Source organism: Paraburkholderia sp. J11-2, assembly GCF_905220185.1.
In the GTDB taxonomy this organism is placed as follows: domain Bacteria; phylum Pseudomonadota; class Gammaproteobacteria; order Burkholderiales; family Burkholderiaceae; genus Paraburkholderia.
Genome location: NZ_CAJMYY010000002.1, coordinates 38,961 through 56,663 on the forward strand (window position 1 = coordinate 38,961; position 17,703 = coordinate 56,663).

15 protein-coding genes and 1 pseudogene are annotated in these 17,703 nt (G+C 62.5%); 4 read left to right on the plus strand and 12 right to left on the minus strand.

Going from position 1 to position 17,703, the window contains the following annotated elements:
- The first annotated feature begins 1,048 nt into the window (after nt 1–1,048).
- Nucleotides 1,049–2,419, plus strand: coding sequence for a hypothetical protein (locus U5A57_RS02455; RefSeq protein ID WP_321907882.1), 1,371 nt, complete (start codon nt 1,049–1,051; stop codon nt 2,417–2,419).
- 109 nt (nt 2,420–2,528) lie between these two features.
- The gene (locus U5A57_RS02460; protein WP_321907884.1) at nt 2,529–3,662 is read left to right on the plus strand and encodes a trypsin-like serine protease; all 1,134 of its coding nucleotides are present in this window, start codon (nt 2,529–2,531) and stop codon (nt 3,660–3,662) included.
- Nucleotides 3,663–3,959: 297 nt separating this feature from the next.
- Here U5A57_RS02460 and U5A57_RS02465 read toward each other — a convergent pair whose 3' ends face one another.
- The gene (locus U5A57_RS02465; RefSeq protein ID WP_321907886.1) at nt 3,960–4,283 is read right to left on the minus strand and encodes a helix-turn-helix transcriptional regulator; all 324 of its coding nucleotides are present in this window, start codon (nt 4,281–4,283) and stop codon (nt 3,960–3,962) included.
- A gap of 203 nt (nt 4,284–4,486) precedes the next feature.
- Here U5A57_RS02465 and U5A57_RS02470 point away from each other — a divergent pair, with 203 nt between their 5' ends.
- Together U5A57_RS02470 and U5A57_RS02475 are read left to right on the plus strand one after the other, a co-directional pair.
- On the plus strand, nt 4,487–4,978 hold the full coding sequence (locus U5A57_RS02470; protein ID WP_321907887.1) for a hypothetical protein: 492 nt from the start codon (nt 4,487–4,489) through the stop codon (nt 4,976–4,978).
- A 143-nt stretch (nt 4,979–5,121) separates the two neighbouring features.
- Nucleotides 5,122–5,550: a hypothetical protein gene (locus tag U5A57_RS02475; protein ID WP_321907888.1), complete on the plus strand. Its 429-nt coding sequence runs from the start codon at nt 5,122–5,124 to the stop codon at nt 5,548–5,550.
- Between the two features lie 246 nt (nt 5,551–5,796).
- Here U5A57_RS02475 and U5A57_RS02480 read toward each other — a convergent pair whose 3' ends face one another.
- The 11 genes and pseudogenes from U5A57_RS02480 to virB5 form a co-directional block, all read right to left on the minus strand.
- Nucleotides 5,797–6,810: a relaxase/mobilization nuclease domain-containing protein gene (locus U5A57_RS02480; RefSeq protein ID WP_321907890.1), complete on the minus strand. Its 1,014-nt coding sequence runs from the start codon at nt 6,808–6,810 to the stop codon at nt 5,797–5,799.
- Nucleotide 6,811: 1 nt separating this feature from the next.
- Nucleotides 6,812–7,348: a plasmid stabilization protein gene (locus tag U5A57_RS02485; protein WP_321908559.1), complete on the minus strand. Its 537-nt coding sequence runs from the start codon at nt 7,346–7,348 to the stop codon at nt 6,812–6,814.
- 14 nt (nt 7,349–7,362) lie between these two features.
- Entirely contained in the window at nt 7,363–8,886 is a 1,524-nt protein-coding gene (locus U5A57_RS02490; protein WP_321907892.1) for an LPD7 domain-containing protein, read from the minus strand.
- 51 nt (nt 8,887–8,937) lie between these two features.
- Nucleotides 8,938–10,792: pseudogene (locus U5A57_RS02495) on the minus strand (PriCT-2 domain-containing protein).
- The gene (locus tag U5A57_RS02500; RefSeq protein WP_321907894.1) at nt 10,789–12,525 is read right to left on the minus strand and encodes a type IV secretory system conjugative DNA transfer family protein; all 1,737 of its coding nucleotides are present in this window, start codon (nt 12,523–12,525) and stop codon (nt 10,789–10,791) included. Before U5A57_RS02500 ends, U5A57_RS02495 begins: the two are co-directional and overlap by 4 nt.
- Nucleotides 12,522–12,923 (minus strand): hypothetical protein, encoded by a 402-nt coding sequence (locus tag U5A57_RS02505; RefSeq protein WP_321907896.1) that lies wholly within the window; start codon nt 12,921–12,923, stop codon nt 12,522–12,524. Before U5A57_RS02505 ends, U5A57_RS02500 begins: the two co-directional genes overlap by 4 nt.
- A 7-nt stretch (nt 12,924–12,930) precedes the next feature.
- Nucleotides 12,931–14,049, minus strand: a complete 1,119-nt coding sequence (gene virB11 / locus U5A57_RS02510) for a P-type DNA transfer ATPase VirB11 (protein WP_321907899.1) — start codon at nt 14,047–14,049, stop codon at nt 12,931–12,933.
- Entirely contained in the window at nt 14,046–15,290 is a 1,245-nt protein-coding gene (gene virB10, locus U5A57_RS02515; RefSeq protein WP_321907901.1) for a type IV secretion system protein VirB10, read from the minus strand. The genes virB11 and virB10 overlap by 4 nt, the downstream gene beginning before the upstream one ends.
- Nucleotides 15,283–16,113 (minus strand): TrbG/VirB9 family P-type conjugative transfer protein, encoded by an 831-nt coding sequence (locus U5A57_RS02520; protein ID WP_321907903.1) that lies wholly within the window; start codon nt 16,111–16,113, stop codon nt 15,283–15,285. Before U5A57_RS02520 ends, virB10 begins: the two co-directional genes overlap by 8 nt.
- The gene (locus U5A57_RS02525; protein ID WP_321907904.1) at nt 16,110–16,814 is read right to left on the minus strand and encodes a type IV secretion system protein; all 705 of its coding nucleotides are present in this window, start codon (nt 16,812–16,814) and stop codon (nt 16,110–16,112) included. Before U5A57_RS02525 ends, U5A57_RS02520 begins: the two co-directional genes overlap by 4 nt.
- 183 nt (nt 16,815–16,997) lie before the next feature.
- A complete protein-coding gene (gene virB5 / locus U5A57_RS02530; RefSeq protein ID WP_321907906.1) occupies nt 16,998–17,693 on the minus strand; it encodes a P-type DNA transfer protein VirB5 in 696 nt (231 codons plus the stop codon).
- Between the last annotated feature and the right edge of the window lie 10 nt (nt 17,694–17,703).

Below are 17,703 nucleotides of genomic sequence, written 5' to 3' on the forward strand. Positions count from 1 at the left end.
AACGCAGTTTTTTGAGTATGTTGTGCGCACACGACACGCTTCACCAACGCATCAAGGTACGCCGGACGCGCACGTGCCGTTGACGCCGAGCGACATCACCTTGACGCGCATTTCTGGCTTCGGCCGCCGCGTGTGTGCGCGTGCAGATTCCAGTTCTCTCGCCTGAATCGCTCACGGTGCTCCGCACTTAACCGCGAGATCCACGCTCACGCGACAGTGCAACACGTGAATCTCAACGCAAGCAGGTCTCAGTCTGCCCAGCGCAATACGTTGACAGCCTGGACACTACACTTGGCTTTTCTTATACGGCCCGCGAAACGCATCGCTTACTCATTTACTCTACGAATTACTCGCACTTTTCTCGTGCGCCAAACGCACCGCGGTGCGCACATTCAACACGTCGGGTTCGCCACCGGTCGGCAGTTCATAGCACTGCGGCTACGCATCTTGTAGCGCGTCGTTCTACGCAGTACGTTGACTCTGGCTGCAATCTCAAGTCGCATCGTCTTCGCAAGGACACGCACGCCGTTGTCCAGGACGCGATCAGATGTTTACGCGAGGGCGGAAACCTCTGCGCACAGCGTTTACTCTGGGACACAATAAGTGCACGGAAAACAAGGGATGGCAGGATTGGCTTGCGCCGGTTTTGGGTGCCATGCACATATATTTAGATTTCAAGTCCTTGACTCATGCCATGTTAAGACAAATTGGAGTAAACCCCACGGCAGGTGCTTTGCCGATGTACTACGCTGTAGCTGTCCTCGCTGACTCGTGACAGCCAGGACTTTTTCCTTTCTGCACAGCCGATGTCCGGTCTGGTGAGCGGAGAACCGTGGCACTCATGTTTTACCCTGCCAAACTGATGGTGCCCAAATCGGTGCCGCAAGGTTTCCGGCCAATCACGTCAATACGTTAACCGCGAAACAGAATCGCTTGACCAATTGAGCCGCGCTCATTAACTTCTTGGAAAGTGTCCGCCGGCCGTTGAAATTCGAGGCGATTGAGCAGTCATGAACAGATATAAACAAAAAGGAAAACTATGGTTCACGTGACTCTTCTCGACGAGGCTGCCTGTTCTGTTCACCACGCATCGCTTGTCCCTTTTCGAATTCGCGTATGGCAATACGCGCAAATGGTGTGTGCACTTGCCTGTTGCATGATGGCCGCTGGGTGCTCGCTGCTGCCGCATGCCGCTTCCGCGTCCGATCCCCCCACGCTGTACGTATGGCCAGAACCGCTCTGCCCATCGGGCAATCAGCATGGCGGCGAGTTGGTGACAGCGACGCAGAACCTGCTGGGAGGAGATCTGATCGGCGCGGCGGTCGGCGTCCTCGCGTCGTCGTTGACCGCTGCCGCGGCGGCGGACAAGGCGGGCTACCAGGTCAGTTCGACCCGCTCGATTTACTACCAGACCGCCGAATGGTCCGCGGCCGGCAACAAATACAATGCGACTGCACCCACCTGCTACGTCGTCGCTCTTTCGAAACCCGACGCAGTGGGCAAGGACTGGTGCACGGACCCGGCGTTTAAAACCGCGCTCAGTGACACCTGTGGTCATGGCGGTAGTGTGGTCACCGTGTTGTCGACTACACAGGGCTTGCCCAATCCACAGCCGACTACGCTACCTTTGACGGTACCAACGTTCTACGCGGAAATCGCGCTGGAACCTACAAGCGATCCTCGGCCGAGCGCGCAGACATTCAAGATTGTTCAACCGCGCATCGCCGCGATGTATTACCCCCACTCGCTGCTTGGCGGCGTGTTCGAGCAAAACAAGAAAGAACACGTCGCGCTAACGCTCGCCTTCTCCAATCCCAACCCGAACTCAAAGGCCGACTACTACAAAGCGGCGTCGGTCGCACTAGACATTTACAACATCAAGCCGAGCAACAATCTGACCCCCGGCGATATCGGCAACAACACGCAAACCGCATGGGCGTTGGTGCCGATCGAAACCGTGCCGAACGGGCTTTCGTATCAAGACGCCTCTGGCAATCCCGCCGATGGTCCGTTCGAGCCAGTCACCGTCACTGCGTCGATTCACGAGGTGGGAGATCCGAACGCCTTTCTCCAAGCGCTGACCGGAGCGTTCGCATCCAGTACGTCGACGAACGGCGCCACCAATGCGTTAAGCAACGCACTACTGCCACAAGGGCAACTCACGCAGGAGCAGAACGACTCCACGCTGCAGGGCAATATCGGCAAGTACTATACGGCCGTCGCTAGTTATAAATCGGCTTGCGTCACGTTGCGGACGGACGAGAACACGCCTGCCAATGCAAGTAAGGTGGCCGCCGACAAAGCGACTCTTAGCGCGGCGCTTTACAACGCGCAAAGCGCGTATACCACCGCCTCGGCATCTGCGCTGCAGAGCAACGCGGCGTCGCTTCCCGCCCAACAAAGCTTGAGTTGTCCGTAGTGCTCCACGTTTCGCTGGGGATCACCACCTCCGGCACAACCACGAGACAGGTAAAACGGGAACTTTGACCATGCTAGCAAAGTCATCGTGCGTCAGCACAATATCGGTCATGTTGTACTGGGCCTTGATGGTTCCGGCTTCGGCGCAAACGGTAAGTATAGGCGACGGGTTTGGTAACAACGGCGCGATCGCGAAGCAAGCCCTCGCGGTTTCGGGCCGGCGCTTCGCCGAAGACACACCGGAGTTCAGCGCGAGCCTGCGATCAGCTATCACCGCGCTGAACGCGAAGCACTCGCAGGCGCAGATCGCAACGGACGCGCTGAAAAATCTCGAAGCACCCAACCTCGCGCCGCTCGACAACGATCCGCAATATCGCAGGATGATGTCATCTATCGTGCACGCAGCGGCCAAAGGCGATCCCAACAAGATTCTGACCGGACAGACTGACGGACCGGTGTCCGATCCGACGCAGTCGCCGCCGATCCTCGGTGGTTCGGGTGCCCCTCCGCAGCAGCCGGGCAGCGGGCCAGCTTCCCTCAACCTCATCAGTGCCTATAACGCGTCCACACACTATCCCAACGTCGTCTTCCTCTGGGACACGCATACCAATTTCTGTTCGGGCGTGGCAATCGCCAAGAGGCTCGTGTTGACCGCCGCGCACTGCGTATGTGATTACACAATGCGCTCGGTGGGCGTCGGTGTCGCGAAGGGCCGCGACATGCAGTTCACGCCGATCACACACAGCACCAGCATGGCCGCGTGCGGCGCCGGCGGCCCGGACGTCGCAATCGTCGAAACGCAGGGGGACGTCTACGATCCAAATGCGCGAGCCGCCTTCGCCTCGGCGGCCGCGCTCAACGCTGCAGGTTCTGGCGTCGCAGTTGGCTACGGCAACCGCGATGTGGGCGACAATGGTGGCGCGATGGACGGCCAGCGGGGCTGGGCAGGCATCGGCATCATGGGCCCGATCGGCTCGTCGCAGGTGTGCGATAAATATGGGTGCAATGCGAGCTTCGAATTCGCGACGCTTCCGCTCAACAACCTTCTCGGCGTTCAATGCATGGGCGACAGCGGCGGCCCGCTCTACATCAAGAACGGCAAGACCACGCTGCTAGCGGGCATCGCAGCTCGGGCCGTCAGCGTCCAGGGAACGACGTCCCTCGGATGCGGCCATGGCGGAATCTACGAGCGCGTCGACGGCAACGTCAGTACCTGGATCAACGGGATGCTGGCGAAGAAATGAGCGCCAAATAGTCGAGCGTTCCCCGTCCAATGGAAATGCAGCAATCCGGACCGAAGCGCACTCTACTCAAGCCGCTTGCCATATCACGACACAGTCCTTGCGCGCCTTGGTCCCAACCACAGTTGCGGCGGTGTCTCGACCACGGTCGCTTCGATCGCACGACATGATCCACGTGTCGGCGTAGAAAACGGCCCCGACAATCAAACCTGCCGAATTTAACGCGAACAAATATCAAAGCGCACCGACCAACTGCTTTCGATAAACCATACCTCCTCGCATGCGAGGGACGAGTATGCATTACGACCCAGTCTCCAAAATCTGAGCATGAGACAAAAGATCAACTCGTTTTCGTTTTGGAAGCCTACCAAAAACCAGGATCAGTTGAGCAAGTTCAGAGTCTTCAGCATACAGAAAGGCCACCGGCACCTTGAGCACGGCGGCAAGACGAATTGCGAATGTGTAGTCGACCTTATGGACGCCCAGTTCATAGCGGTTAATACGGGTGCTCGCGACGAATGGATCCAGGCCAGCCTCGATTCCGAGTTGCTTCTGCGACAGCCCGGCTTTCAGGCGAGCCTCGTTCAGTCGTGTTCCAAAAATCGAAGATGACGCCGCGGACATTCACTGGTAGCTCGTTAAATACGAAGCTACGAATATCGTTGCAAAGCGCCTGCTACGATTATCGTAGCACCCGTACGCAACTCGAGAGCTCTTGAAGCGTGCCACCGTGACCGCCCCGGATACATAGCGCTTCAACGCGGTTGCTGCACGTCCCCGGTCCGGCGCTTAACGCGCTCAACGCCCGGCAACGCAGGAAGCGAGAAATGCACGACAAGCAACTGCCGACCGGCCTCGGCATTGACCTCAACGAACAGGAATGCGTCCGCCTGCGCCTGCTCAACGACGAGTTGGCGCAGGCAGAACAGTGGATCACTCGCCGCAGTAGTGAAATGGTCGCGGCGTACGGCCTAGCTGCCGCCCAAAGCCGTCACAATGACCGGCTGGACGAAGACGTGGAACTGATCGCTACCGTACTGTTCCTGCTACGGAAGGATCATCCTGACTTTACCCCCGGGCGCCATGACCTTGTGACACGAATCGACATCCCGATTCTGCCCGCAACCCTTCGTGAGGATGATCTCCATTGCAACGGTGCGCGAACGGCCTGGCCATTTCGGGATCGCCGTAAAAACTGGTGCCCATTATTTCTGGAACTATACGAACGCGCTCTGCAGAAGGACACAGCGAAAGCGCTGAGCATCGGCACGCTATGCATTGACATCTCGCTGATACAACAGCAACTGCGCTCGTGCTAGACGAGCGACACGCTAACCACCAGTCATCTTTTCTAACCGTTCACGGCATTCGACAGGGCAACGTCTATATTGCATTTGTGGGATATTGAGGCTGTGCGTTTTCCTCAAATCATGCGCAGTCACGTTTCGCGGGAGAACGTCATATGGCTTTACTGAAACTTGCCGTCGTGGTCGGCATTCTTCTTGGTACTGCCTGGGCAATCCGGCTATGTGGCCGCCACTGCCGGGTTCGTTTCGGCCACAGCTTTTTCACTGCGCGCGGATTCTGGCTCGCCGCTATCGCAATCAATTTCCTCTGGTGGGGATACTATGCGTGGGCGACGGCCGCACTCCATCACGCGCCGCCGTCAGGAGGACTTGCCCTGATGGCTCTGGGTATCGCAGCAGCGGGCTGGCTGATTTTCGAAAACGTTCACGCAACAAACACCCTCTACGGCGTCGTCGGCTCGTCTCTCCAGCTCGTGCTGTTTTTTCCGGTGGCACTCTACGGCCTGCCGCTCCTCGCGATCGCCCTGATTTTCCTGCTCTTCGCGACCTACAAGGGCGCACCCGTGTGGCTTATCGACCTGTGAACCGCTTGCAGTTGATAACAGCCGTGCCTGTATGCTCTGTATGGTCATGGTCCGTCTCACGCCAGTACACCCTGCATACCGACCGGAACTTCAACGTCATCTTCCCAAGCGGACGATGACGGGTGCAGGGCCACGCGAGACGTGTCTCGCAAGAATGGCCCATAGAGCCCGCCGCGCGTGGATGCGGATACCGGACGATGCGTCGCTCGCTTCGCCCGTCGGAACACTACGATCGCCCTGACCGCACTAATGTTCGATGTCTGGACTGGGACCGTCAGGCTGACTATCTCGTTCTGGCGCCGTCCGATTCTCACGCTTTGGTACAGAATCCCGCTGCATGTCGGGGACGACGGCGTCCCGCTGGACCGGCATCGCACGCACAAACTCGACGATGCCGAGGGCCATCGCGCGGTCCGCACCGGCTGGAGACGCGGCCACTGTCCGCGCCACTTCCCGCCACGCGGCAAATGCCATGTCGTGAGCCTGCCACCCAGCCTGTCGCTGCTTTTCGCTCGCCACGGCGCGCCAGTGCTTCGGTGTCTCGCCACGATCCACCATATGCCTGACACCCTGAACGGGATACCGTCGCGTCTCGCCACGCACCCGTCGCGGCGTCGCATTGGCATCCACCCCGTTCGCGCGGAGCTGCTCGGCGAACCGCTCGCGCCAGCGCCGCAGATCCTGCTTTCGCGGATTCAGGCGCCGGCCATCCGGCCCACGCACCTGCACACTCAGGTGAACATGCGGGTGTGCCTCGTCGTCATGCGCAGCAAACACATAGGCACGCCCATCCCCAAATTCGACGGCCGCAAAATCCCGCGCCGCGTCCTTCACAGCCTGACGGTTCGTACCCGGGGGCATCGACAGCAGGATGTTGAATACCTCGCGACGGGCGCTCGTTTCCGGTATCCCCCATCCACCGAATTGCCAGGTCAATACAAGATCACGTACCGCATCGGTGCCTGCGATCCGGTCCCCGTTCTGGTCTTCCAGCTCCACCTGACCGTTCCGGGAAATATATCGAAGGTGCCGGCGCACCGCGCCGATACCTTGCGCGCCCGATGCCTTGTTCGTGATCTTGATCATCACCTCCGGCATGCGCCGGAGCGTACGCGCCAGCTGCTCGCGCATACGCGCTGCCTCATCGCGCAGGCTCGCATGGGAAAGCCGCTGTGCCCGTGCATGCCTGAACGGCTCCTGAAACAGCCGGTCACCCCAGTTCAGAAGCATCGCATCGATATAGACTTTCGGATAAGGCATCTCACCGGCTCCATCGATCCAGGTTCGCACGTATCACGACCGCCACGACCCGCAGATGCGCATCGATCGCTCCACGGATGGCCTCGATATCCCCGTTCCTATCCTGTGCGGTAGGTCGTATGTGGCCGCCGCGGACAAGTTGTCCGAGCCACCGGCTGATCGAAGCGAGCTGCAAATTCGAATCCGACAGCAGCCGCATTTCCCGCGCGCCGAGCTGGGGTTCGTTCGTCAACTGCGCACGGATCAGCGCAACGATCCAGCGATTCGCGGTCAGGCCTGATGCCCCCGCGCGCAACCCAACCGCCTCAAGTTCGGCGGGCGTCAGCCTGAGTTCGATCCGGGTACGAGGATCATCGACAGCAGTCCAGCGGATATCCGCTTCTATCCCTGGATCACCATTGCCAGCGTCAGCACGCAACGCGGCGGCAACCACTTGCCGAGCCCCCTCACCAGCGGTCAAGCCCCGGCGCACGCACCAGCGATCCCAATCCCGTCTCATGCCACCGAGCTCGACACACAGGCGCTCACGTTCACGCACACGCATAACCGCTCCTAGCGCGCCGGCGAAGGTTCGACGGGCGTGTGCACCAGCTCGAGCGCGATATCCCGCGCAGGCGTACGTCCGACCGCAGTGCGTGTCCGGCGATCCCGTTCCGACGGCGCTTTCGGATCGAAGACCTTCGGCCGCGGCACGGGAATTCCCTCGCGACCAAACGCATCGAGCAGCGCTTCCGCACGCCGTTGCACACGCTCGATCGAGCGCGCGCTGAATCCCTGCTCCCGCATCGCGCCGACGAGCACAGCCAGGTGCAGCACCTTGTCCTCGTCGGAGACGCCCGGGCGTCGCGACTCCTGGCCGTTTCCGCGCGCATTCGTGCCCGCAGGTGTCGCGTCTGCTCCCAGTACGCGTTCGGGTTCTGATACAGATTGCGTCGCCGTACGCTCTCGTCGCGTCAGATCTACCTGCCACGTATTCCGGTGCACATCGCGCTCATCTTCACCGATCACCACACCGTGCTCGTCCAGGATCGGTACCTTGACGGTGACGAGCCGTCGCCCCAGGTTTTCCAGTGTGACCTGCTGGCCGGGCCGCGCACCCGATTCCCGCACCGCGCGTTCGAGATCCACACCCCACACCGCGTGATCTGTGCCCGTCGTATCACGGAACACGACGTAGTACGACTCGCTGCGCGCCGGATTATTCTGGTACGGTGCACCGCCGTGCTCGCGCAGCTCGCCGGTATATCGCCTCGGGGTGTCGGCTTCGTCGCCCGCTACCGCTTGTCGCTTCGCGTCAAGAGGCTCACCCCGCTGAGCATCACGTCGCAGGGCTGCCGATGCGGCGCCATCCGCCACATCCGCCGGCCCGGCGGCTGGCGCGGGCGCAGACGTTGCACGACTGCGCTCTGCTACGTCTATCGGCGAACCAGCTGCATGCAACTGCGCATCTGCTTCGATCCGGTTGTTCAGACGGCCCTGTCGCGCATCGGCCAGACGTGCCAGATCGGCGGCCTTTGGCTCATACCCGCTGACCTCGATGCCCAGCAGCGATCCCTGCAGCCACACCTCGCCGCGGAACGCCTCATGACCGGATACGCGAATGCGACGCCACGATTTCGCCGCCACCATGTCGACCATCGACTCCACCACGTCCGGCCGGTTGTGTTCAGTGACGAGGTACGGTCCAATATCCTCGAACGCGAGCTGATACGGCGCGTCCTTCAGGAAGTACTGGTTCCCGGCCCGCAGATAGCGTTTGCGCACGCGCTCCGGCGCCTGATCAAGCGGTACACGGACGGCATCGGCACTTCCCCTCTCCGTTGGAACATCACTGGCTGGGCGGGAACCAGACTGACGTGCCGCACCGACATCGTCCCGGATGAGCTGATCACGCAGACGCGCCCGCGCCGCATCGAACTCACGCCGGCGCCGGGCCGACACGGCATCCAGGGCAACAGCGTCGAAGCGACTGGTATCATCATCACCCTTCGGGTCTTCAACGGATAGCGGAGGCCCGGGAATATCCTGTTCGATCACATTGATGACCGGTTCGGCAGACGACAGGGGGGCAGACATGGCAGAGCTCCTTTCTGATCGGTCATACTTCCTGGTGGTACGTCGAATGGTCTAGCGATCCGGCCCAGGCGTATCCTGCGATGCCGACCGCTCCTTCGACTGCTCGAGCGCCGCTGTGCGCGCTTCGCGTATCCGGGCCCATGAACGCGCCTGTAGCTGATCGAGCATCCCCTCGAGATTCGGACTGAAATTCAGTTCCCGGGCAGACTTCTTGAGCGAGCCGACGGTGCGGTCGAGCAGGTCACGTGCGCGATCCCACGGATAGACCCTAGGCCGATCACCCTCGTAGCCGACCTGCAGTTCCGATCCATTGAGCCGGGCGTTCTCGTCCATCCATCGCAGCCGCTCCGAGACGAACTCCATCTGTGTCTTCGGATGGAAGACAACGCTGCGCGTCGCCACCTCCTGGATCAGGTAGTGCTCGGTGTTGAACACCTCGCCACGATACGGTCCACCGTTTTCCCGCGGTGTGCCCATACGGAGCGGTGAACCGAACCGATGTTCGGCCAGTGCCCGGACTTCATTCGGCACATCCGCTACGGCGAACAATGGTTCGCCAACTGGTGGACGGGTTGGTGCGAACCGCCTCGGCTCAGCGGCCGGCGTATCAACCGCAGGGACAGCCGTAGACCGCTCCCCCGTCGGTTGTGCCTCCGCCGATGCCGTCACCGGCTCAGGTGCTTCCGACGGAGTGGTCGGCTTCGGTGCGTCGCGTTTCGACGTGCGACGACGCGGTGTGTCGTCCCCAGTATTGACGAGTTTTTCCTTCACGTTGCCCATCATGTCCTCCATCGGTTCGTCCAGCTCCCTGCCGTTTGCTGTGCCCGCCAGCGACCCAATGCCATCGACCACCCGCGCGTCATCGCGGCCCACGACTTCGCGCAGACGTTCGCCCACACGATCGAGCCCGGACAGCACCGCCATGTCGTTGAAATCGGTTGGAGCCTTGTCGTCAATTCGCGCGTCGGCGGCAAATACGGGTGAGACCACGCGTGCGCGGGATGCGTCCGCAGCCTGTCGTGCCTTGGCCTCGCCCGGCCCCAGTTCGCCCAGGACGACGATGTCTGCGTCCGGGAACTGCTCGCGCACGGATTCCGCGACGGGAGGCAGATTGCCGTTGGAGAGTGCCGCGAGCGCCACCCATCCCGTTGCGCGATGCGCAGAGAGCATGGTGGCCATGCCCTCGCCAATCAGGATCGGCACTGCCTGTCCGCTTGCGACAGGTGCTGGCCCTGCGATCCAGTACCCGCCTTTCTTGACGCCCCCGGCCAGCGACGACTTGTTGCCCGCTTCGTCGATCAGCTCCAGCGTGGAGACGGCAGGACCGATCCAGACCGGCACGACCAGGACGCGCCCGGAAAGCGGCCGCTCCTCGCTCGCCGGGGCATAGCCGAGCAACGCACGCAGTTCGGGCGCCTCCAGTTCGCGGAGTGCCGGCACGGGATCGAGACCCTTGCGCACGAGATAGGGATGTTCCGGACCAACAGGTCGTGCCCATTGCCAGATTTCCTGTGCCTCACGAGCCGCGGCAGCATGCCGTGCCTGCTGGCGTGCCGCTTCCCGCGCGCGGCGTTCCAGCACATCGGGACCCGGCATTGAGCGTCGTTGCCATCTGGTCCGGGTAGTGCCCACGTTTGAGGTCAAACCCATGCTCTCGCGCCAGCCAGAAGAGCGACGCGAGCGTCTTTCCGCCTGATTCCTTCACTGATCGCCAGGTCGTGCGGGCCGCCCGCTCGTCATAGTTGCCGGCTGTGCGACTCCATTCGTCCCAGATCCCGAAGCCCGCGTCACCCAGACCGTGCTTCAGTGCAAACGCCATATCGACCCACGTGCCGTAGTCCTCCGCCGGAATCACGGCAAGGGCGGCCCGTACACGGGCGGTTTCGTCCACCTGGGGCGTACTCATCGCCGGGTTCCCTCAATCGGTGCCGTGTTCGTCCCGGCACGTGTCACCGGGTCACGCCTCGCTCGCGCGGACTTTGGCGGCACCAGCTCCGCGACGTCGAGGTCTGCCACCGACAACCGGCGCGTCGCCTGCCCGATACGTCTGGCCGGAACGCCCAGCAGCATGAAGTGCCGTTCGACGTAGGTCGTGACCTCGTCCTCGCTGAGGTCGGCGAGTCGCGGCGGCAGATCGCGCGGATTCCAGGCCTGCAGCACCTCCAGATACTCGGCCGACAGATGAAGGAGACCCGCACCGTCCGGATCGATCTCGTCAGATCCGACTTCGCGTACACGTCGTTCGATCTGGGCAGTGAAGCGGGCCAGGTCCATGGCCGGCACCGATGGTGCACTGGAGACCCGCGAAGCGAAAACAGGGTCGCGCCAGTAGCAGATCCGGTCGGCAAGGATCGGCTTCGTGTTCTCCAGCACGATGATTTCCTTGTCGCACCCCAGTTCCTTGAGCTCCTGCGGTAACAGCAGCGGGCGACGCTGCTCGGACATGCTTTCGCTCGATCCACCGCGGCCGCCGAACATCGCGCTCGGGCGACTGATGCTGCGCGACTGGTCGGTCAAGGTGCCGAGCATCTCAGAGTAGTCGTTCGCATCCTTTTGCTCACGCGGGGCATAGAGGATCTGCATCGCGTGGTTCGTGAGGAACGTACGGGCGTCGGCCCGGCCGTAGACCGATTCGAGCTGCGCAATAGACTGCACGACGGAGAGCAGACGCAGGTTGTAGCCCGCCATGTAGGCCACGGCGCGCGCGATGATGTGGATCTTGCCGATTGCGGTCATCTCGTCGAGCAGCAGCAGGCACTGGAACCGCAGGGTTGGATCCGCCTCCGGCAACTGTTTCGTGTTCAGGTTGACGAGCTGCGAGAACACGAGGTTCACCAGCAGCGCCGCTTCGGACAGGTGATCGGGCGTGATTCCGATATAGACCGATATGCGACGCCGACGCACGTCGCGCAGGTCAAAGTCGTTGGCGCTCGTTGCCGCATCGACAATGGGGTTTGCCCAGATCGTGAGCGGCGCGTGGAATGTCGCGAGAATACTCGCCAGCACCTTGTCGTCGTTGGACAGGAAGCGGTTCAGGGCATCGACGCATGCGCCGGTCAGCAAAGTTCGATGCTGCACGAGTGCACGCTGCAGGTATGCCTTGACCGGCATGCCATCGCCCGACGACTGTCGCAGCACCTCGCCCATCGTGACAGGGTAGTCGGGAATGGATTCGCCCTTCCCCGTGCGCCGCGCGTCACGCCACTCACTGAGCAGCAGGACGATGCCGAGAAACAGGTTGCGCGCCTGGTCCTTCCAGAAGTCGTCGTGGCCACCTGGCGGATACAGGGCGTAGCCGATCGCCAGAATGTCGCCGACCCGGAACAGGCCATCCGAAATGGCCGACAGCGGGTTGAACCGGTGCGTGCGGCCATCTTCCGCGAACGGGTCGAAGAGATAGACCTCCTGCCCGTGCGCGCGCCGGAATCCTGCCGTGATCGCATAGTTCTCGCGCTTGATGTCGAGGACAACGACCGAACCGGTATAACTCAACAGGTTCGGAATCACGATGCTGACGCCCTTGCCCGAGCGCGCGGGCGCCGCGAGCAGCACGAACTGCTGTCCGGCAAAGCGCAGATAGCGCCCTCGCCAGACCCCGACGACGATGGGCGGCGCATCGATCAGTGTCCGCGCATTCATAGCAACCCCGCCGCGCGGATTTCCGCTTCGCTGGCAAACCGGGCGCTGCCGTAGAGACGCCGCCGTCCAGTCCGCTCCCAGATCGAATGCAACGTCATCGCCGGGCAACCCACCGCGACCAGCACGCCGAGCAAGACGGAGCCCGCGAGACGCCGACCGCAGTTCGGCATCAGGCCGTCATGCCAGGCCAGCAGTGCATCGGGCCAGCCCCATAGGCCCGCATGGAACGGGTTCAGCCGCAGGCTCGCGTAAAGGAAAAATGACGCAACCCACAGCGAGGCCAGCAGAGCCCCTGCGGCAACCGCCAGAACGGCGACCGTAACCAGGGTGGCGCGAACATGACGTGCTGCCGGACCAGCGGCATCGGAAGGAATTGAGGATCGACGGTTCGTATCCATGCCGGCCTCACGAAAACGTCGTGCGCGCCTTGCGCACCGGATCGAACCAGACTTCCGTCATGCCCCAGCGTTTGCCGACCTGTTTGCCCGCCTCGTCGTAGAGCGGAGATGCTTCCATGTGTGCGACGACGTCTATCGACAGGGTGAGCAGACGCTTGAGCGCCGCATCGTCATAGGCGGCAGCTTCGGGGTGCTCCTTCGCCATCAGTGCAAAGCGCTCGATCGCAACTGTGGCGCTCGACGCGTGATAGCTCGTGATCGAGCCAGCGTGGCCCGTCGTTAGCAGTTTCAGGAAGTCATAGGCTTCGGCGCCGCGCAGCTCGGCGAGCAGCACGCGATCCGGTCGCATGCGCATCGTGCTCGCGATCAGGTCGGCCGGCGTCACGCGGGCTTGGCCGTGGCCGCCCTTACTGTAAAGCAGGTGCACACAGTTTTCGATATGCCGGATGAAGAGTTCACGGACATCCTCGATCGTCACGATCCGCTCGGTCGACGGAATCGAGCGGCAGAGAGTCTTCATGAAACTGGTCTTGCCCGACCCTGTATTACCGACGATCACGATATTCAGACGGCCGGTCACGGCCAGTTCGAAGAAAGTGCCCCAGTCCCGCGCTTCGAGGCACTCCACGAGCTTCCGGTCTGTCGGGCGTAGCGCCGGCAGCACGGCATCGAGCCCATCCGGGCGGTGCCAGACGGTGTCGTCGAGCAGCCCTTCGTCGCGATATGCGTCGAGGCTCTTTTCGCGCGCGGAAGGCCGGCGAATCGTCACCGAGACGGTGCGCGGCGGCACGACGGGCGGCACCACGATCTGGATGCGTGCGTCACCCGGCAGCAAGGCGGAGAGCACCGGATGCTGCGCCGACACCTCCTGGTTCGTCAGCGTCGCAACCGCCACCGCGAACGACATTAGGCGCTCATAGTCCAGATCAGCGTAGTCGTGGCCGTGCCACCCCAGATGGGTCTCGGTCAGCACGCGCTGCGGCCGGTTGATGACCAGTTCAGTCACATCGGCATCATCGAGCAGCGGAGCGAACGGCCGCATCAGCTCGCGTACCGACGCGTCGTCGGGAAGCCGCGCGAGCACGGTATCGACCGACCGATCTTGCATCTCAGCGCGGGCGATCATGGCGCTCGCTCCGGCTGCAGTGCATAGACCGTCCCGAAATCCAGATCGCGCGCAACGACGATGGTAAATTCAGCGCCCTGGTTCTGCGTCAGCGTCGGCGGAATATTGATCGTGCTGTTGAGCACCCGCGTCGCCATGTCGTTGCCCTGCTGCTGCGTGTTCTCGTAGACGACAGACCCGTTGCTGTTACCACCTCGCGTAGCCAGATAACCGATCGCGTCCTGGGTAATGCCCAGCATCATCGCAGCGCCAATGCGCTGCCCCCAGTGATTGTCGACGTAGCCGTCAATCCCCATGCGGCCGAGCGCGTCAGCCGCCGGCGAATCGATCTCGACGGTCACGCCGCGCGGCGTCTCGATGCGGGCCGCAAGGATGAAAGTCCGCTTCTGTCCGGGCGACAGGTTCGAGCGGTACTGGCTGTTGATCTGGGAACCGCGTTCGATCAGTACGACCCGCCCGTCATCGGAATAGACGTTTTTCGTCACCGTGCAGGTGGACAACCCCGCTTCCGTCGAATCGAATGCGGTGTCGCCTGCGCAATCAATCTTTGCGCCCTGCGCGAGAATCAGGCTGCGGTCACCGAGCGTACTGGCACGCATCCTCGGCGTGGCGGTCGGGGTCAACGCCTGGGCAAGCGCCCCCGGCTCACCCTGACCGAGCGTAGCCGCAGGGCGACCAGACACGGATGCCGCCACTGACGAAGCTGCTTCCGCGGCGCCCCCAGCAACACCCTCCGCAGCGAGCATGCCCGTCAGGCCTCCAACCTGACCACTCTCCCCGGTTGCGCCACCATTCGCGAGTAACGGCGCATCGTAGTAACTGCGGGCCGGTGCCGGGCGCTGAACCGCGACCGGAGGACGGGCGACCACCGGCCCCGAAACCGCGGCAGGCGCACTTGCCACAATTGGTGTGGATGGTGCGCTCGCAGCCATCGGCGCGTCCCTGAATACACGCCCCTGCGTCGCCGTTTCCTGCACCGCGTCGCGATGCGCTTTGGCTTCCGCGTCGTGACGTGTGAGAAACGTGTGAACCGTCCAGACCGCGCCGGCCCCGGCCACAAGGATCACGACAAGCGGTGTCAGCCACCAGGCGCGCGGGCGCGTGCCCCGGTACTGCCCGAGTGCGGGCATGCCGCGATCGACTGGCTCCGCGGCCCCGTTCATGACACTCCGGTCCGCACTATCCGGACGACGGTCGAACGGGTCATCCGGTTCAATCGTGTTGCGGATATCGTCACTCATGGTCCTGACTCCGCAAGACGCGCTTCACGCCGTTGACCGTCGTGCCGTCACGGGGTGGCACGCCATCCATGTCGTACGCGTCGTTCCAGAGACCGACGACCTCGTCCCCAAGCCGCAGCTCGAAGCGCTTCGCCACCTCGTGGACGACGATCGTGTCGTCCTCCATGTGTTTGTCGACCACGCTCTCCGTGCCATCGTCCGCCACCCGGAAGATCGCCGGGATGCGCCGGTTGGCAGGAATGCGGATCCAGGTGAACCGTCCGTCGTCCCACGCCGCGACCGGCGCGATGTCGTCCGAATGCGGCATGACCTGCATCGAGTACCGGGTATTGCGCACCAGGGACGGCTGGGCCAGGCGCCGCGCCACCAGCGCCGCATCGGCTTGAGCGTGCGTCTGAACGCTGACCTCATCCGGGTAGACGAACGTCACCCGATACATCTCGTCGTCGTTGCCGAATCTCGCCCTCAGAGGCAGCACCACCAGGTCGAAGCTGTAGCTGCGTCTGTCCGTTCGGATTTCGAGGTTCGAGTTGTGCGCGGCGAACTGCGGTTTCAGATAGACGTCGTGGTCGCCTTTGTTGGCCACGACCTGCCAGCCGTCACGGTCACCGGGCGCCACTACCTGGATCTGCTCGTGCGGGTCGAGCGCGATATGGGTGGCGAAGCCACGCTGCGCCTCGATGCGTACGACGGCGTCGGACGCATACACGATCTGCCGCACCCGGGAGTCATCGGACCAGCCCGGCACGGTCCAGGCCCGTGCGACTGGACTCAGCACCAGCAGGCTCACAAGGCAGAGCACCAAAACAGGGAGCATTTTCATGGCGCACCTCCCGCGCTGGTGGATGAAGCCGGCGGCGTATATTCGGGATCGCGGCTGTAGGCGGTCACCTTGAAGCCGAACGGATTCGCGACGGCCACGCTCTCACGCGTAAAGACCGGCGGCCGGTAGATGTAGGCCAGCGTGATGACGAACCGCTGTGTGGGCTCGGCGTTCGCCTGGCCGTTCTTCAGAGTCGTGCGCTCGATGTGCACGACCGCGTGCCCTGGTTCATCGGGCGGCAGCGTCGTCGAGAGAATCCGCACGCGTCGCTCCGTGTTCGGGCCAAGCTGCCGGTCCAGCGCATCCGGGCCGCTGTAAATGCCGCGGTAGTCGCGCGCGACGACGTCATCGCTCATGGCGAGCACGCTGTCGTAGTCCATCTGCAGCAGCCCCCAGTCATAGCGTTCACGCTCGCGCACGTACGCCTCAACCCAGTGCTTGTCCTGGATTTCCTTCGTGTGCACGTGACGCGCATCGAGCACGTCGATCACCTGCGACTCACCTGTCAGACGATCGACCTCGATCGGCAACGGCACCACCCGGTAGAACGGCACCATAACGGCAAGCGCCATCACGCTGAGCACGGCTACACCGACCGCCCCGTACGCAACGTGCCAGGCCCGTCGCTCGGAGCGCTCCTGCAGGTGTGTCAGCGACGCCTCGATGTCGAGCACGCGTCCATAGTCGTTGTCCGCGCTCATGATCCCGCCCCCACTCCCGACGCGGAGGACGGCACAGCCGGAACGGGAAGCTCGCGGTTGATCGGCACGCGATGCGATCCGTCCGGAAGGACAGGTTTCGACGGACTAGATGAGCATCCACTGATAAGGATGACGAAATTTAAGAGAAGCGACCCAGCCAAAAATCTTTTCATAATCGCCTCCTCAGTTACCGAACGACGCCGGCACCATCTGGTCCTGCAGCCGGACGGTATTGCCCGCGCGACTCAATACCAGTTCGCTCTGCTGCTCCGCGACGAGCCGGTCTTCCGTATCGGCCAGCATCCGGAAGAGCTGCAGCTTGGTCATCTCGTCACCGACCGCCGTGGTCTCGGTCTGGACGCGCGCCTGCAGTTCGGCAATACCTTTCGGATCCTGCGTGACGTCGATCTGCTGCATCAGGCTCTGGATCTGGTTCAGTTCCTGCAGTTCCGTCTGATACGCCTGCTGGCCAAACGCCTTGTCCTGGAAGGGCTTGTTCAGTGCCCGCTGGCACACCTGCTGGTCGATGCCGGCCTGGTCTTCGCAGTTGTAGATCTCGCTGGCCGAACGCAGCGCCTGCGCGCTTCCGGTCAGACCCGCGTAGCCGCCGTTCTGCACTGCCGTGTAGACGCCCTGCCAGTTCGACGGTAGCGAATTCGCCACCACCGGATTGCTTAGCAGCGCACCAAAGCCCCGTGTGCCGACCGTCGACTGGTAGATCTGGATCTCCTGCTGAACCTCCTGCTCAAGCTGGAGCACCGTCGCAATGGCCTGGGCGACGTTCTGCGCGTCGAACACCGGAATGCCCTGGGCATAGCTCACCGGAGAAACTGCCACCCAGAAGAGCGCAGCAGCGGCTATCTTGAATCGTGTCTTCATCTTGATCACC

What these genes read in the sequence shown, in the direction of transcription:
- U5A57_RS02505 (WP_321907896.1), bottom strand. Translation starts at nt 12,923, where the DNA reads ATGGATACGAACCGTCGATCCTCAATTCCTTCCGATGCCGCTGGTCCG.
- virB10 (WP_321907901.1), bottom strand. Translation starts at nt 15,290, where the DNA reads ATGAGTGACGATATCCGCAACACGATTGAACCGGATGACCCGTTCGAC.
- U5A57_RS02470 (WP_321907887.1), top strand. Translation starts at nt 4,487, where the DNA reads ATGCACGACAAGCAACTGCCGACCGGCCTCGGCATTGACCTCAACGAA.
- virB11 (WP_321907899.1), bottom strand. Translation starts at nt 14,049, where the DNA reads ATGATCGCCCGCGCTGAGATGCAAGATCGGTCGGTCGATACCGTGCTC.
- U5A57_RS02490 (WP_321907892.1), bottom strand. Translation starts at nt 8,886, where the DNA reads ATGTCTGCCCCCCTGTCGTCTGCCGAACCGGTCATCAATGTGATCGAA.
- U5A57_RS02475 (WP_321907888.1), top strand. Translation starts at nt 5,122, where the DNA reads ATGGCTTTACTGAAACTTGCCGTCGTGGTCGGCATTCTTCTTGGTACT.
- U5A57_RS02525 (WP_321907904.1), bottom strand. Translation starts at nt 16,814, where the DNA reads ATGAGCGCGGACAACGACTATGGACGCGTGCTCGACATCGAGGCGTCG.
- U5A57_RS02480 (WP_321907890.1), bottom strand. Translation starts at nt 6,810, where the DNA reads ATGCCTTATCCGAAAGTCTATATCGATGCGATGCTTCTGAACTGGGGT.
- virB5 (WP_321907906.1), bottom strand. Translation starts at nt 17,693, where the DNA reads ATGAAGACACGATTCAAGATAGCCGCTGCTGCGCTCTTCTGGGTGGCA.
- U5A57_RS02500 (WP_321907894.1), bottom strand. Translation starts at nt 12,525, where the DNA reads ATGAATGCGCGGACACTGATCGATGCGCCGCCCATCGTCGTCGGGGTC.
- U5A57_RS02465 (WP_321907886.1), bottom strand. Translation starts at nt 4,283, where the DNA reads ATGTCCGCGGCGTCATCTTCGATTTTTGGAACACGACTGAACGAGGCT.
- U5A57_RS02520 (WP_321907903.1), bottom strand. Translation starts at nt 16,113, where the DNA reads ATGAAAATGCTCCCTGTTTTGGTGCTCTGCCTTGTGAGCCTGCTGGTG.
- U5A57_RS02460 (WP_321907884.1), top strand. Translation starts at nt 2,529, where the DNA reads ATGTTGTACTGGGCCTTGATGGTTCCGGCTTCGGCGCAAACGGTAAGT.